This is a genomic window from Stenotrophomonas sp. CS3K5 (assembly GCF_059515225.1).
On the sequence record NZ_JCAKRX010000012.1, the window covers coordinates 21,822 to 35,542 of the forward strand.

A 13,721-nucleotide genomic window follows, 5' to 3' on the forward strand; every position below is an offset into this window, starting at 1 on the left:
GGCGAAGGCTCTGACCCCCGCTCTGCACAGGAAGCTCCAATGAGTTACGACATGATGGTGTTCGAGGCCAGCGCCGCTCCACGGGAGGCCGCGGCCTTCATCGCCTGGTTCGAGAAGCAGACGCAGTGGAACGAACGCCACGAGTATGACGACCCGGTAGTCAGCAGCCCGGCGCTGCAGGCGTGGTTCGCCGAGATGGCGCAGGAATTCCCGCCGTTGAACGGGCCATTGAGCAACGACGATGACGAACGCGCCGAGGTAACCGAGTACAGCATCGGCGGCCAGGTGATCTACGCCGCATTCGCGTACTCGGTGGCCGAGCGCGCGCATGGCCGCGTGCAGGACCTGGCCGAGAAGCACGTCGTGGGCTTCTTCGATGTCAGTGCCGATGAAGCAGCCATCGTCTTCCCCGATGGGTTGGTCCTGATCGCGGAATGACGCCCGGTCAGATCCCTCCCGAAGGGAGGGATCTGACCCCGGTTCAGAACAACTGGCCCTGCACCGTGGGTTGCTCGATGGGTGCCGGTGCTTCGGCCACATCGTCGGCACCCAGCCGCCAGGCCAGACCACCGAGGCGGCTGGCGTGGCGCTTCAACGCAGCCTGCAACACGTCGGCGCTGCCGGCCACATGCAGCACCTGGCGGGCGCGGGTCAGGCCGGTGTAGACCAGCTCGCGCGACAGCACGCGGCTTTCCTGGCGTGGCAGCTGCAGCCACACTTCGTCGAACTCCGAGCCTTGCGCCTTGTGCACGGTCATCGCGAACGCGCTTTCGTGCGCGGGCAACGCGGCCGGGTGGAAGGCGCGCGGCTGCTCTACGGTCTCGCCGGGGAACCAGGCCACCATCGCGCCGCGGCCATCGCGCAGGCAGATGCCGATATCGCCGTTGAACAGGCGGTGCCGATAGCTGTTCTCGGTGACCAGCAGCAGGCGGCCCTGGAAGTAGCCCGGGGTATTGCCGGCCAGCAGCTGTTCGATACGGCTGTTGAGGCCGCGTGCGCCCTGCGGGCCTTCGCGCAATGCGGTCAGCACACGCAGGCGCCCGGCCTGCTGCAGCGCAATCTCCGGATCGGCCGCCTCGGCCAGCGCGCGCCAATGGCCGAGCAGATGCTCACGCTGGCCGCGCAATGGATCGGCCTCACCTTCGTGGAAGTGCACGCCCGCCAGCGACCCACCACGCAGCAGCTGCAAGGCGGTGCTGCTGTCGCCTTCGCGCACGGCGTGCGCCAGCGGCGCCAGGTCCAGCGCATCGCTCTGCCGGTAGCCGCGTTGCAGCTGCACGCGGCGACCGGCGAAGGGGCGTGGTGCGGCCTGGGGTTGCAGCGTGGCCGGCGCCAGCAGGCCATGCAGCGCCTGCGCGTCGTCGGCGCGGGTGCCGAAGCCATCGCCGCTGGCGCGCAGGATCGCGCTGAGCACATCACCAGCCTCGACCGACGGCAGCTGGTCGGGGTCGCCAAGGAGAATCAGGCGGGTGCCGCTGGCGATCGCGTCGACCAGCTTGGTCATCATCGGCAGATCGATCATCGAGGCTTCGTCGACCACCACCACATCCACCGGCAGCGAATTGTCGGCGTGGTGCCGGAAGCGTGGTGAATCGGGAATCACCCCGAGCAGGCGATGCAGGGTGGTGCCGGTACTGGGCAATGCCGCGCACAGCGCCGGGTCCAGTCCTTGTTCCTGCAGACGTTGCACGGCTACGCGCAGACTCTCGGCCATGCGTTCGGCGGCGCGCCCGGTGGGTGCGGCCAAGGCCACCTCGGGCAGCGGTTGGCCCGCCTGCCGGGCCTGTGCCGCCAGCAACAGCAACAGGCGCGCGATGGTGGTGGTCTTGCCGGTGCCGGGACCGCCAGTCACCAGCGCCAGCGGATGACGCAGGGTCACGCCGGCGGCGCGCGCCTGGTGATCCTCATGGCCCGCTGCCTGCGGGAACAGGCGCGCGAACAGCGGTGCCAGTGCGCTCATGTCCGGTGCCGGCAGCGGATGGCGGCCGATGCGCTGCAGGCCGGAGGCCAGCTGGCGTTCGTACTCGCGGTAGCGGCGCAGGTACAGCAGGCCGTTCTCCAGCACCAGCGGTACGTCCTCGGCGATGGCGTCGGCCTGCTCGGGTGTCGCCACCCACGGCGACGCACGCAGCTGTGCCAGCCAGTCGTGCGCAGCAGGCCACTCGGGTACGCCTTCCAGCAAGCGCTGCGGCTGCGCCGGATGGAAGCCGGCGTGGCCCTGCGACACCGCCAGCGAGGCCAGTGCCGCAGCCAAGGCCACGCTCTCGGGCGTGTCCTCGCGCAGCCGTTGCAGGCTGGTCGCCAGTGCGTGGTCGAGGGTGCGCAGCAGGCCCTTCTGGTGCAGTTCCTTCAGCAGGCTCATGCGCTGGCTCCCCGCGCACGCGCGGCCAGTTCGGCCTGGGCCTGCTCGCCACCGGCGAACAGCGCATCCAGCGCATCCACCAGTGCCAGCGGGAAGCGGTCCACATGCACGCCGTTGCCCGTGCCATCCAGGCCGCGGCAGAACAGGTAGCGGATGCCGCCCATGTCACGCTCGTAGTCGTAGGCCGCGCCGAGCCGGAAGCGCAGCCAGCGATGCAGGGCCACGGTGTAGATCAGCGCCTGCAGGTCGTATTCGCTGTGGCGCATGGCGATGGCCAGCAGGTCCGGGCTGTAGCCGGGCAGGCGGTTGGACTTGTAGTCGAGCACGTACCAGCGCCCGTCGCGCACGTAGGTCAGGTCGATCATGCCGGTCATCAGTCCTTCCAGGCGGCGGCGCTGGCCGAAGCCACGCCGTGCGCTGGAGACACCATGCGCGTGCAGCACCTGCAGCAGCGCCGGCACGCTGGTGGCCTCGATGGCGAAATGGAAATCGATTTCGGCGCGGCGCTCGCCTTCGCCGAGGCTGTGCAGCGCGCCGCCCTCGGGCAGCGGCACGGTCAGCGTGTGGCCCACCAGCGGCACCAGCACCGCCACACCATCATCCAGATCGGTGTCGGCATAGCCTTCGTCGTGCAGCGCCCTGCGCAGCACCTCGATCTGCCCTTCGGGCGCGTCCAGGCCCGGTTGCCAATCCGCCCAGGCGGCGAAGTCGACGTTCTCCATCGCCTCATGCAGCACGTTGCCGAAGCGGCTGCCCATGAAACGCGGGTCGAGCGGTGTGCTGTCTTCGGCGACCGCGGCGGGTTCCGGCAGGGCCGGTTCCAGCGGCAGTTCCGGGCCGGCCGGTTCGTCGGCCGCCGGTGCTGGCAGTTCGGTGGCGGCCGCTTCGATATCGTCGCCGGCGCCAGCATCGGCGTGCGCCAGCTGGGTGAAGCTGTACACCCACCAGTCGTGCGGCACGCGCCGGCTCAGCGCGCGCACGGCCGGAAGGTCACCTTCCACCTCGGCGGCCAGCGGCGGCAGGGCGGCGGGCACTTCGCTGTCATCGACACTTACATCGGCCTGCCCACGCAGCACCTGCAGGTCGCCCAGCAGGGGTGCCAGGCGCGTCTTTCCCAGCCCGGCCAGGTCGCCCACGGCGATCCACAGCGCGTGCTCGGCACGGGTCAGGCCGACATACAGCAGGCGCGCATCCTCGGCGCGTTGCTCGCGTTCGCGCTGCGCGGCGGCGGCCTCCCAGGCCTCGTCCCTGTCCAGTTTCCAGTGCAGCTGGCGCTGGCCATCCACATGTATCGTGCAGTGCGCCGCCGTGTTGGGGGCGCCGCCGTCGATGCCGACGAACGGCAGGAACACCAGCGGGTATTCCAGGCCCTTGCTCTTGTGCAGGGTGATGATCTGCACGCGGCGCGCGTCCGACTCCAGGCGCAACAGCTGCTGCTCGTCATCCTGGTCGGCGCTGGCCATCTGGCCCTGCAGCCAATCCAGCAGGCCGTGCATGCCCAGCGCCTGCGCCGAGGCCTCCTGCAGCAGTTCGCCCAGCTGCAGGTAGTTGGTCAGGCGACGTTCGCCGTCGATCAGCGCCAGCAGGCGTTCGCCCTGTTCGGCACACACATCGGCGATCACCGCGAACGGTCCGCCGCGCTGCCAGCGCTCGCGCCACTGCAGCAGCTGCGCCTGGAATTCGCGTTGCAGATCGCCTTCACGCTCCATCGCGGTGATCGCACTGGCGCGTTGGCCCAGCAGCACGGTGGCCAGCGCTGCGCGCAGGCGGCCTTCGTCAGCCGGTTGCAGCAGTGCCAGCAGCAGCGCGCGCAGATCACGCGCTTCGGGGGTGGCGAACAGGCTCTGCTTGCCGGCCGCCACTGCCGGAATGCCGGCCGCGGCCAGCGCGCGCTGCACCAGGGTGGCCTCGCGGTGCGAACGCACCAGCACGGCGATGTTACCCGGCTGCACCGGTCGCCCTCGCAGCACGGCCCTGCCGGCGCGCGCGTCGACCAGGGTCTGGTGGATGGCGGCGACGCAGGCCCGGGTGGCCGCCTCGCGCGAGGCGTCGGCGCTCATTGCCTTGTCGCCGCCGCTGCGCAGCACACGCAGGGTCAAACCGGGGGCGCAGAGGCCGTCGCGCAGGTAATCATCATCGCCGCGCACCCCGCCAGGGCGCACCGGTTCGAACTGGATGTCCGGTTCGAGGAAGGCGTCCTCGCCGCCGTTGTCATACAGCGCCTGCAGCGCGCGCAGCACGGCCGGGCGCGAACGGAAGTTCTGGTCCAGCACCGGCGCCTGCTGCGCCGCCTGCTTGGCCTTCAGGTAGGTGTGGATATCACCGCCGCGGAAGCCATAGATGGCCTGCTTCGGGTCACCGATCAGGAACAGCGCCGGCGCCAGGCCCAGCTCGCGCACCTCCGGCGAATCGCCGAACACGGTGTGGAAGATGCCCCACTGGCGGTCGTCGGTGTCCTGGAACTCATCGACCAGCGCGATGCGGTACTGCGCGCGCAGCTGCCGGACCAGTGCCAGCCGCTGCGGGCCTTCCAGGGCCAACGCCACGCCATCGATCAGGTCATCGTAGGTCTGTACCCGGCGCGTGCGCTTCAGTGCCTGCAGGCGTTGCGTGGCTTCGTCGCGCAGCATGTGCAGGAAATTCAGCGCGGTGGCGCGCAGCCAGGTGTCACGCTCGGCCAGCAGCGCGACGTAGCGGGCCAGCTCGGCCTGCAGCGGCGACGACGGCGTGCGCTCGGCGAACTTCTTGTTGGTCTTGGCCGCCAGCGCCTCCGGCAGCAGCGCCGGCAGGCGTTCGCTGGTCAGCAGCTCGCGCGGGTCGGCGCGCTCGGCCCAGGCCAGCAGCTGCCGGCCCAGCGGATGCAGCCAGCCCAGCTTGTAGGACACGCCGTTGATCCACTTGTTGTCGACCGCATCGCAGAGGTCGATGAAGAACCGCTCGCCGTGTTCGCGCACGCGTGCAGACAGCGCTTCCGCCGCGTCCTGCAGGGCCACATGTGGATCGGCCAGCGCCACCGGCTGCGGCAACGGGTGCAGGGGCGGCGCCGCCAGCAGCGCGCGCAGATCGGCGGCCAGTGCGTCCGGGGTGGACCACAGCCAGGTCAGCGGCTCCAGCGTGACCGGGTCATTGGCATGCACACGCCACAGGTCGGCCGCCAGTTCCTCCAGCAGCTCGCGGTCGCTGGCCAGCAGTTCCGGCGGGTCGAAGGTATGGCTGCTCTCCAGCGCATGCTCGCGCAGCACGCGGTTGCAGAATCCGTGGATGGTGAAGATCGAAGCGAGGTCGATCTCATCGGCGGCCACCTGCAGGCGACGCTTCAATGCCGGCGCGCTTTCGCTGCCCCCCTGCAGATGACGCTGCAGCACCTCGCGGGTGAGGCGCACGTCCGGCGCTTCGCCCTCGGCCGGCTCCAGATCGACCAGCCGCGCCGCCAGCGCCAGGCGCTCGCGGATGCGCTTGCGCAGTTCCTGGGTGGCGGCATCGGTGAAGGTCACCGCCAGGATCTGGCCGATGCGCAGGCCCTGCTCCACCACCAGGCGGGTGAACAGCGTGGCCAGGGTGAAGGTCTTGCCGGTACCGGCGCTGGCCTCGATCAGGCGGATGCCATGCAGCGGCAGCGCCAGGTAGGGATCACCGCCGGAGCGGTCGATGCGGTCGTCCACGTTGACGTTGTTCATTCGCTGCCCTCCTGGCGTGCATCCGTACCAAGAGTGCGGCCTTCGCGTACCGCACTGAAGACCACCAGGCTGTTGCGCAGCAGATCGGCATAGCTGGCGTCGGTGGCGAACGGATCGGCACCGCGCAGCAGCAGCTGCCAGGCGTCGCTGCTGGATTCACCCCAGCTGCGATCGCTGCCATGCCACTGCTTCCAGCCTTCGCTGCGTTGCTTCTCGCCCGCGGTGCTGTACAGCACCCAGCCGGTATAGGGCGCAAAGCGCAGCGGTTCTCGCAGGCCGCGCTGGCGCAGTTGCAGCAACGCACGCAACGCCGCGCGTGCTGCCGACACGCTCAACGCCGGCTGCACATGCGGGCCCGGCCCGGCATCGCCACCGTCGTGGAACTGCACCAGTGGCAAGGCATCACCGGCGGCATTGGCCAGCAGCCAGTCCAGGCCCTGGCGGATCACCGCATTGCCGTTGAGGGTGCCTGCGCGCAGGCGCACCAGGCCTTCGGGATGGCGGTCGGCGATCCGGCCGTGCAGGCGCACGCCATCGATGTTCACCTCATAGCGGCGGCTTTCCAGCGCTTGGCCCTGCATCCAGCCCAGCAGGGCGCTGGCATACGGGCGGGTCTTCAACTGCTCCACCTCGAACTGGCGCTCGCCCAACGCACCGGAGGGCAGCAGGCCGCGCGCGCGCAGCCGCGGATACAACGGCTCGGTGTCACCATTGAGCGTGGCCCGCACCACCGCCGCCTGCACGCTGCGCTTTTCCGGGCCGCGCGAAGACAGCACCAGCGGCTCCACGTCGTCCACCTCTTCAACCTCATCGGCCAGGCGCAGGCCGAGCGACTGCGCCAGGAACTGCCCGGCCGGGTCGCACAGGAAACGGCGCAGGCTATCGAGCGCAACCTCGTCTTCCACCGCGTCCTCCGGCGGTGGCGGCAGCGGCGCATCGAACCACGGCGGCAGGCCACCGCGCTGGCCGCTCAACCGGCCCGCCGCCGGATGCCATTGGCGGCGATAGCTGAAACGGCGCGGATCGCCATCGCCGAACGCCGCTGGCGAGAACGGCTGCAGCGCATGGCGCACGGTGAAACCACCCACCGCCGCCGCCGGATCGAGGTGATAGGCGGCAGCGGCATCGATCAGTTCGCTGACCAGCACCGACGGTTCGCGCACGCTGCCATCGCGCGGATCGGCGCCCAGGTAGCTGAGATAGAACACCTCCTGCGCGGCGGCGAACAGCTGCAGGAACAGGAAGCGGTCATCCTCGCGGGTGGAGCGGTCGCCCGGACGGCGGCGCGGTGTATCCAGCTCGGCGGTGAGCTGGTTGAGGCCGGCGGCCGGATCGCGGCGCGGGAAATCGCCGTCGTTGAGCCCCAGTACGCAGATCACCCGGAACGGCAGCAGGCGCATCGGCACCATGCGACCAAAGCTGATGCCACCGGTCAACAGCGGCGCACGCGTATCGGCCTCGCCCAGTGCACCGGCAAAGTGTGCACGCACCACCTCCGGTGGCACGCCCTCGTCGAAGCCGGCCTTGGCAGCGTCTTCGGCAAACTGGTTGAGCAGCTTGCGCAGGCGCTCCAGCGCACGCTGACTGTTGGGCGAGCTGGGCGCGACCGGCAGCAGCGCCTCGAGCAGCGACAGCAGCCGCTGCCGCCATTGCGCCGGGGTCAGCAGCTCGCCGAGGCGACGCTGATAGATCGCCAGCACGCGCAGCAGCCGCAGCAGCCGGTCCAGCGCCTCCAGCGCGCCGCCTTCCAGCTCGATCCACGGTGCCACCCCGGCCAGGTCGGCCTCGCTGCCGGTGGCATGGCCCAGCAGCAAGCGGTCCAGTGCGAACTGCCAGGTGTAGGCATCGTCGGCCGGCGCCTGGTGCTGGTGGCGGTGCCTGGCATCCAGGCCCCAGCGTGCGCCGGCCTGCTGCAGCCAGCCGTGCAGGCGATCGAAGTCCGCCGCTTCCAGCCCGGCCGCTTCGGCCAATGGCGCGCTGGCCAGCAGGTCCAGCACCTCGTTCAGGCCGAAGCGCGAGACCGGCAGGCCCAGCAGGTGCACGAACACATCGGCCAGCGGCTCGCCGGCCAGCGGGCTGCTGTCGGCCAGCGCATAGGGAATGTGCTCGTCCTCGCCGGCGCGACCACCGAACACCGCTTCCAGGTAGGGCACGTACGGGTCGATATCCGGCGCCAGCACCGCGATCTCACGCGCCTGCAGCGGCGGGTCGAAGCGAGGGTCCTGCAGCAGGCTGCGCAGCTGGTCATGCAGTACCTGCAGCTCGCGCAGGCGGGTGTGGCAGGCGTGTACCTGCAGGCTGGGGTCGTCGCTGCGCAGCCCGTCGCGCAGTGCGCCCGAGGGCAGCGCGCGGCGGTGGAAAAGGTCGCGCTGCAGCCGGTGCAGCAGGCTGTCGGACAGGCCGCCGTCGTCCAGGCTCGGCCGGGTGTCCTCTTCCGGATCGGAATAGGCGGCGATCTCGCCGGCCGGGTGCACCACCTCGTAGCTGCCCAGTACCGCCATGAAGTCGCGCCCGGCCGCGCCCCAGGCTTCCAGCAGGCGGTTCTCGCCGGCGGCCTCGCCGAAGGGGTCGGGCGCGCCGCTGCGCAGGCGCTCGGCCAGCGTCTGCAGGTCGCCCCAGTACGACTGCACCGGAGTGGGCATATAGAAATGGAGTTCGCCCACCCGCGCCTGGGTCGCCATCACCCGCAGCACGTCGGGGGAGATGTTGAGCGTTGCGAACGCGGACATGCGCAGCGGCAGGCCCTGCGGCAGGGGTTGTTCGGGCCCTTCAAAGCGGTCCAGGTAGGCCTGGATGCGGCGCGCGCGGTAGTCGCGCCCTTCGGCGATGGTGCGCCAGAGGATCGCCTGCGGATCGGCCGGATCGGCGCCGGCCTCCCAGCGCAGCAGCCAGTCGCGGCGCCAGGCCTGGTACTTCTCGAATGCCGAGGCCAGCTCCCCGGCCAGCGCCCAGGGCTTGAGTGCATCGTCGCCGGCAAGGTAGCTCTGCAGCGCGCGCATCGGCGGTTGCGCCAACAGGGACGGATCACGCAGCGCCTGGTACAGCTTCCAGTGCAGGCCGGCGGCATCCAGATCGTCGTGTTCGCCCGGCACATTGGCGTTGAGTGCACGCGCCACGAACTCACCGGGCGTGAGGAACTCAAGATTGGCGGCCACGCCATACTCGGCGGCCAGCGTCGCCTGCAGCCAGCGCCGCATCGCCACCTGCGGGATCAGCACCACTTCCGGGGCGAGCAGCGGCTGGCCCGGAACCGGCGCACGCACGTTGCGCGCCAGCAGCGCGGCCAGCACGTCCAGGGAGTTGGAATGGTAGAGGCGGAAGTCGCTGCCCGGGTCACTCATCGTGCACAGTGTGCAGCACCGCAGGCTGTATTCAATGGCCGATGCCGTCACCGGTACGGATTGTTCCGGCGCCCCCGCCGATTGTCCCGGGCCGGGCGAGCCCTTGTCGTGCAACAATACTGGACCGTCCAGTCTGCTTTTGTTCAGCCGACTGACCCGATCCTTCGATGTCTAAAAAACGTTAATGGTGCCCATGTCGGCTTCCGCCTCCAGTCTGGTGCAGTTGTCCAACGTCCGCATCGAACGGAGCGGGCGCACGATCCTGCGCGACGTCTCGCTGCAGGTGCGCACGGGCAGCATCACCGCCGTGCTCGGTCCGTCCGGCAGCGGCAAGTCGACCCTGCTGGCGGCACTGACCGGCGAGCTGCGCCCGATCGCCGGCGAGGTCACGCTGTTCGGCAAGCCCATCCCGCACGACAGCGGTGCACTGCTGGAGATGCGCAAAAGCGTGGGCGTGCTGCTGCAGGGCAACGGCCTGCTGACCGACCTTACCGTGGCCGAGAACGTCGAGCTGCCGCTGCGCACGCATACGCGCCTGCCCAGGGCCGTGCTGCGCCGGCTGGTGGAGATGAAGCTGCATGCGGTGGGACTGCTGGCCGCCGCCGATGCCTGGCCGCGTGAGCTGTCCGGCGGCATGGCGCGCCGCGTGGCGCTGGCCCGTGCGCTGGCGCTGGACCCGCCGCTGATGATCTATGACGAGCCCCTGACCGGGCTGGACCCGATCGCCTCCGGGGTGATCATGAGCCTGATCCAGCGCCTCAACCACAGCCTGGGCCTGACCAGCATCATCGTCACCCACCACGTGCACGAGACCCTGCCGATCTGCGACCAGGTGATTGCGATCGCCAATGGCGGCATCGTCTTCCAGGGTACGCCCGAAGCGCTGCAGTCCAGCCAGGACCCGCTGCTGCGGCAGTTCCTGCATGGCCAGCCCGATGGCCCCATCCCGTTCGATGCCGCGCCGCGTGCGAGGGTTGCCTGATGCCGTTCGTTCAAGCCACCCGTTCGCTGGGCCGCGCCGGCCTGTTCTCGCTGACCGTGCTGCGCGGTTCGCTGCCGACCCGTGATTTCATGGCCGAACTGACCCGCGAGATCTACAAGATCGGCGCGCGCTCGCTGCCGATCATCGCCGTCGGTGGCGCCTTCGTCGGCCTGGTCCTGACCCTGCAGGGCTATCGCACGCTGACCACCTTCGGTGCGGCAGACGCGCTGTCGACCCTGCTTGGCCTGTCGCTGTACCGCGAGCTGGCCCCGGTGCTGACCGCGCTGTTGTTCATCGGCCGCGCCGGCAGCTCGATCGCCGCCGAACTGGGCCTGATGCGCGCCACCGACCAGATCAAGGCGCTGGAGCTGATGGCCATCGACCCGGTGGCCAAGGCCGTGGCGCCGCGCTTCTGGGCGGCGGTGCTGACCGTGCCACTGCTGACCGGCGTCTTCTGTTCGCTGGCGATCAGTGCCAGCTACTTCGAAGCGGTGCACGTGCTGGGCCTGGACAATGGCGTGTTCTGGTCGGCGCTGCGCAACAGCGTGGACTTCTGGGATGACTTCGGCGTGGCGATGCTGAAGTCGGCAATCTTCGGCGGCACCGCCGCGCTGGTTGCCGCCTACGTTGGTTTCCACGCCGAGCCGACCATCGAGGGCACCTCGGTGGCGACCACCCGGGCGGTGGTCAACGCCTCGCTGCTGGTGCTGATGTTCAACTTCGTGCTGTCGGCAATGTTGTTCACCTAACCCCTCCACCGGCGGTGCGCAGGCGCGCGCGGCCACCACGACTCGATCAGGTAATCCACATGGCCATCCGCGGTCCCAGACTCGAATTCTCCGTCGGCGCTTTCCTGCTGCTGGCCCTGGCCTCGCTGATGGTGCTGGCCGTGGCCTCGACCAACCAGCGCTGGAGCTGGGGCAGCGACGGCTATGAGCTGAAGGCACGCTTTTCCCAGGTCGGCCAGCTGCGCAAGCAGGCGCCGGTCAAGATCGGCGGCGTCACCGTCGGCCAGGTCGCGGCGATCGACCTGGACCCGGTGAAGTTCGAATCCATCGTGACCCTGCGCATGGACAGCAAGGTCAAGGACCTGCCGGCGGACACCTCGGCCGGCATCTTCACCAGTGGTTTGCTCGGCGAGAGCTATATCGGTCTGCAGCCGGGCGGTGATCCGGAGGTGCTCAAGGCCGGCGACGAGATCGTCTTCACCCAGCCGGCGGTGGACCTGATCCAGCTGGTCGGCAAGTACATGTTCAGTGGCGGCGCCGGTGGCGGCGCTGCTCAGAAGCCCAACGATGGCGCGCAGGCGCCTGCAACGGAACCGCAACCATGAAGATGAAACTGATCCCGGCCCTGCTCGCCTCGGCGCTGCTGGTAGCCACCCCGTTCCTGGCCCAGGCCCAGGCCGCCGCCCCCGCCGCAGCCGCGACCCAGGGCCAGGCCGGCAAGGTGGTGATCGATGCCAGCAGCCGCATCCTGGCCACCCTGCAGCAGCGCAAGAGCGAGTTCACCAGCAACCCGGCCAGCCTGCGCAGCTACATCGACAGCGAACTGACCCGCACCTTCGACCGCGACTATGCCGCGCGCCTGGTGCTGGGCCCGCACGCCCGCGGCGCCTCGGACGCGGACATCAAGCTGTTTGCCGATGCGATGGCCGACAGCCTGATGCAGCGCTACGGCTCGACCCTGCTCAACATCCAGGGCAAGCCCAGCTTCCGCCTGAAGGGTGAGAGCCCGCTGCCGGGCAACCGCGGCGTGCGCGTGAGCACCGAGCTGGTGCGCGCCGGCAACGAGCCGACCCCGGTCGAATACTGGATGCGCAACGTGAATGGCCAGTGGAAGATCTTCGACGTCAACATCGAAGGCATTTCCTACGTGCAGACCTTCCGCAACCAGTTCGACACCCCGCTGCGCCAGAAGGGCATCAAGCAGGTGGCCAGCGACCTGCGCAGCGGCAGCATGCAGGCCGGGCCCACGGGCAATGGCAAGTAACGCACTGGCGCTGCTGGAGGGCGACACCCTGCGCCTGCGCGGTCTGCTTGACCGTGCCGCGGTGATCGCGCTGTGGCCGCAGCTGCAGGCGCTGCCGGCGAAGCTGGCACGGCTGGACCTGGGCGAGGTCGAGCGCGTGGACAGCGCCGGCCTGGCCCTGCTCGCCGAGCTTTCGGCGCGCGCACGCAAGGCTGGTCACCCGCTGGCGATTTCCGGCGTACCGGCAGGCTTCAACGAGCTGAGCGCGGCCTACCGGCTGTCGCCCGACCTGGATTTCACTGCAACTTCTGCTGCGAGCTGACATGAACGTCGTACGCGCTTTTCCCCTGATCGTCCTGGCCACCGCGCTGACCGCCTGTGCCGGCAAGCCCGCACGCAGCGATGCACCGGCCGCCAGCACCGTCGTTCCGGCCAGCTCGGCCGCCGAGGCCCCGGCCACTGCCGATACCAGCATGGCCGAGGCGGCACCGGTGACGCCGGTGGCCGCTCCGCCGGCCGCCGCTGCGGCCTCGCCGGCGCCCCCCGTTGCCGGTGCCGATACCGATGCGGCCAGGACCGCAGCAGCCACCGCACCAGGCGGTGATGACGATTTCGATGCCCTGTACGGTGGCACCAACAACACCGGCAGCGCGGCCGCCTACGACCCGTGGGAACCGTTCAACCGCAAGGTGCACAGGTTCAACAACGCGGTTGACCGTGGCATCGCCCGTCCGCTGGCCACGGCCTATACCCACGTGGTGCCACGCTTCGCACGTACCGGCGTGAGCAACTTCTTCAGCAACCTGCGCGCACCGGTGACCATCACCAACCAGCTGCTGCAGGGCCGTGGCGCCGATGCGTGGGACAGCCTCGGCCGCTTCCTGATGAACAGCACGCTGGGCATCGGTGGCCTGTTCGATCCGGCCAGCAAGGCGATGGTGCCGCGTCGCAACGAAGACTTCGGCCAGACCCTGGGCGCCTGGGGCTGGCGTCGTTCGCGCTACGTGGAACTGCCGTTCTTCGGCCCGCGGACCGTGCGCGATGTGTTCGGCCTGGCCGGTGACATCCCGTTGTCGCCGATCCGCCGCATCGAAGAAGACAAGCTGCGCATCGGCCTGCAGGGCCTGCAGCTGGTCGATACGCGCGCACAGCTGCTGGCGATCGACGATCTGCGCGACACTGCCGTGGACGAGTACTCGCTGGTCCGCGATGCGTGGATGCAGCGCCGCAACTACCAGATCGAGAACGATCTGCGCAGCAAGCGCGACCGTGGCCACGACGATGCCAACTCGCCGATTCCGGTCGACGCGATGCCGATGCCGCAGTGGACTCACTGAGGTCGCTGATCGGTGCATGAAAAACCCCGCCTCGGCGGGGTTTTTCTTTTC

Annotated in this window: 10 protein-coding genes; 7 read left to right on the top strand and 3 right to left on the bottom strand. The window is 69.6% G+C overall.

Features of this window, described 5'->3' with window-relative positions:
- Nucleotides 1–39: 39 nt before the first annotated feature.
- Nucleotides 40–438 carry a hypothetical protein gene (locus AC5YGJ_RS16460; RefSeq protein WP_496187156.1) on the top strand — a complete coding sequence of 133 codons (399 nt, stop codon included), beginning with the start codon at nt 40–42 and terminating at the stop codon, nt 436–438.
- Nucleotides 439–481: 43 nt separating this feature from the next.
- On the opposite strand, the gene recD is transcribed toward AC5YGJ_RS16460, so the two are convergent.
- From recD to recC, 3 genes are read right to left on the bottom strand one after another with little or no spacing between them, the layout of a single operon-like run.
- Nucleotides 482–2,362, bottom strand: coding sequence for an exodeoxyribonuclease V subunit alpha (gene recD, locus AC5YGJ_RS16465; RefSeq protein ID WP_496187157.1), 1,881 nt, complete (start codon nt 2,360–2,362; stop codon nt 482–484).
- Nucleotides 2,359–6,039, bottom strand: coding sequence for an exodeoxyribonuclease V subunit beta (gene recB / locus AC5YGJ_RS16470; RefSeq protein WP_496187158.1), 3,681 nt, complete (start codon nt 6,037–6,039; stop codon nt 2,359–2,361). The genes recD and recB overlap by 4 nt, the downstream gene beginning before the upstream one ends.
- On the bottom strand, nt 6,036–9,380 hold the full coding sequence (gene recC / locus AC5YGJ_RS16475; protein WP_496187159.1) for an exodeoxyribonuclease V subunit gamma: 3,345 nt from the start codon (nt 9,378–9,380) through the stop codon (nt 6,036–6,038). Before recC ends, recB begins: the two co-directional genes overlap by 4 nt.
- A gap of 193 nt (nt 9,381–9,573) precedes the next feature.
- Here recC and AC5YGJ_RS16480 point away from each other — a divergent pair, with 193 nt between their 5' ends.
- The 6 genes from AC5YGJ_RS16480 to AC5YGJ_RS16505 are packed head-to-tail and all read left to right on the top strand — an operon-like array spanning nt 9,574 to nt 13,670.
- Nucleotides 9,574–10,362, top strand: coding sequence for an ABC transporter ATP-binding protein (locus AC5YGJ_RS16480; RefSeq protein WP_496187160.1), 789 nt, complete (start codon nt 9,574–9,576; stop codon nt 10,360–10,362).
- On the top strand, nt 10,362–11,111 hold the full coding sequence (locus AC5YGJ_RS16485; RefSeq protein WP_496187161.1) for an MlaE family lipid ABC transporter permease subunit: 750 nt from the start codon (nt 10,362–10,364) through the stop codon (nt 11,109–11,111). The genes AC5YGJ_RS16480 and AC5YGJ_RS16485 overlap by 1 nt, the downstream gene beginning before the upstream one ends.
- 59 nt (nt 11,112–11,170) lie before the next feature.
- Complete coding sequence (gene mlaD, locus AC5YGJ_RS16490) at nt 11,171–11,695, top strand: outer membrane lipid asymmetry maintenance protein MlaD (RefSeq protein ID WP_057495957.1); 525 nt, start codon at nt 11,171–11,173, stop codon at nt 11,693–11,695.
- Complete coding sequence (locus AC5YGJ_RS16495; RefSeq protein WP_249842399.1) at nt 11,692–12,354, top strand: MlaC/ttg2D family ABC transporter substrate-binding protein; 663 nt, start codon at nt 11,692–11,694, stop codon at nt 12,352–12,354. The genes mlaD and AC5YGJ_RS16495 overlap by 4 nt, the downstream gene beginning before the upstream one ends.
- Complete coding sequence (locus AC5YGJ_RS16500) at nt 12,344–12,655, top strand: STAS domain-containing protein (protein ID WP_309337952.1); 312 nt, start codon at nt 12,344–12,346, stop codon at nt 12,653–12,655. Before AC5YGJ_RS16495 ends, AC5YGJ_RS16500 begins: the two co-directional genes overlap by 11 nt.
- A gap of 1 nt (nt 12,656) precedes the next feature.
- On the top strand, nt 12,657–13,670 hold the full coding sequence (locus AC5YGJ_RS16505; RefSeq protein WP_249842397.1) for an MlaA family lipoprotein: 1,014 nt from the start codon (nt 12,657–12,659) through the stop codon (nt 13,668–13,670).
- Nucleotides 13,671–13,721: the final 51 nt, after the last annotated feature.

Excerpts from the sequence above, each read along its gene's own strand:
- AC5YGJ_RS16460 (WP_496187156.1), top strand. The coding sequence starts at position 40 with ATGAGTTACGACATGATGGTGTTCGAGGCCAGCGCCGCTCCACGGGAG.
- recD (WP_496187157.1), bottom strand. The coding sequence starts at position 2,362 with ATGAGCCTGCTGAAGGAACTGCACCAGAAGGGCCTGCTGCGCACCCTC.
- recB (WP_496187158.1), bottom strand. The coding sequence starts at position 6,039 with ATGAACAACGTCAACGTGGACGACCGCATCGACCGCTCCGGCGGTGAT.
- recC (WP_496187159.1), bottom strand. The coding sequence starts at position 9,380 with ATGAGTGACCCGGGCAGCGACTTCCGCCTCTACCATTCCAACTCCCTG.
- AC5YGJ_RS16480 (WP_496187160.1), top strand. The coding sequence starts at position 9,574 with ATGTCGGCTTCCGCCTCCAGTCTGGTGCAGTTGTCCAACGTCCGCATC.
- AC5YGJ_RS16485 (WP_496187161.1), top strand. The coding sequence starts at position 10,362 with ATGCCGTTCGTTCAAGCCACCCGTTCGCTGGGCCGCGCCGGCCTGTTC.
- mlaD (WP_057495957.1), top strand. The coding sequence starts at position 11,171 with ATGGCCATCCGCGGTCCCAGACTCGAATTCTCCGTCGGCGCTTTCCTG.
- AC5YGJ_RS16495 (WP_249842399.1), top strand. The coding sequence starts at position 11,692 with ATGAAGATGAAACTGATCCCGGCCCTGCTCGCCTCGGCGCTGCTGGTA.
- AC5YGJ_RS16500 (WP_309337952.1), top strand. The coding sequence starts at position 12,344 with ATGGCAAGTAACGCACTGGCGCTGCTGGAGGGCGACACCCTGCGCCTG.
- AC5YGJ_RS16505 (WP_249842397.1), top strand. The coding sequence starts at position 12,657 with ATGAACGTCGTACGCGCTTTTCCCCTGATCGTCCTGGCCACCGCGCTG.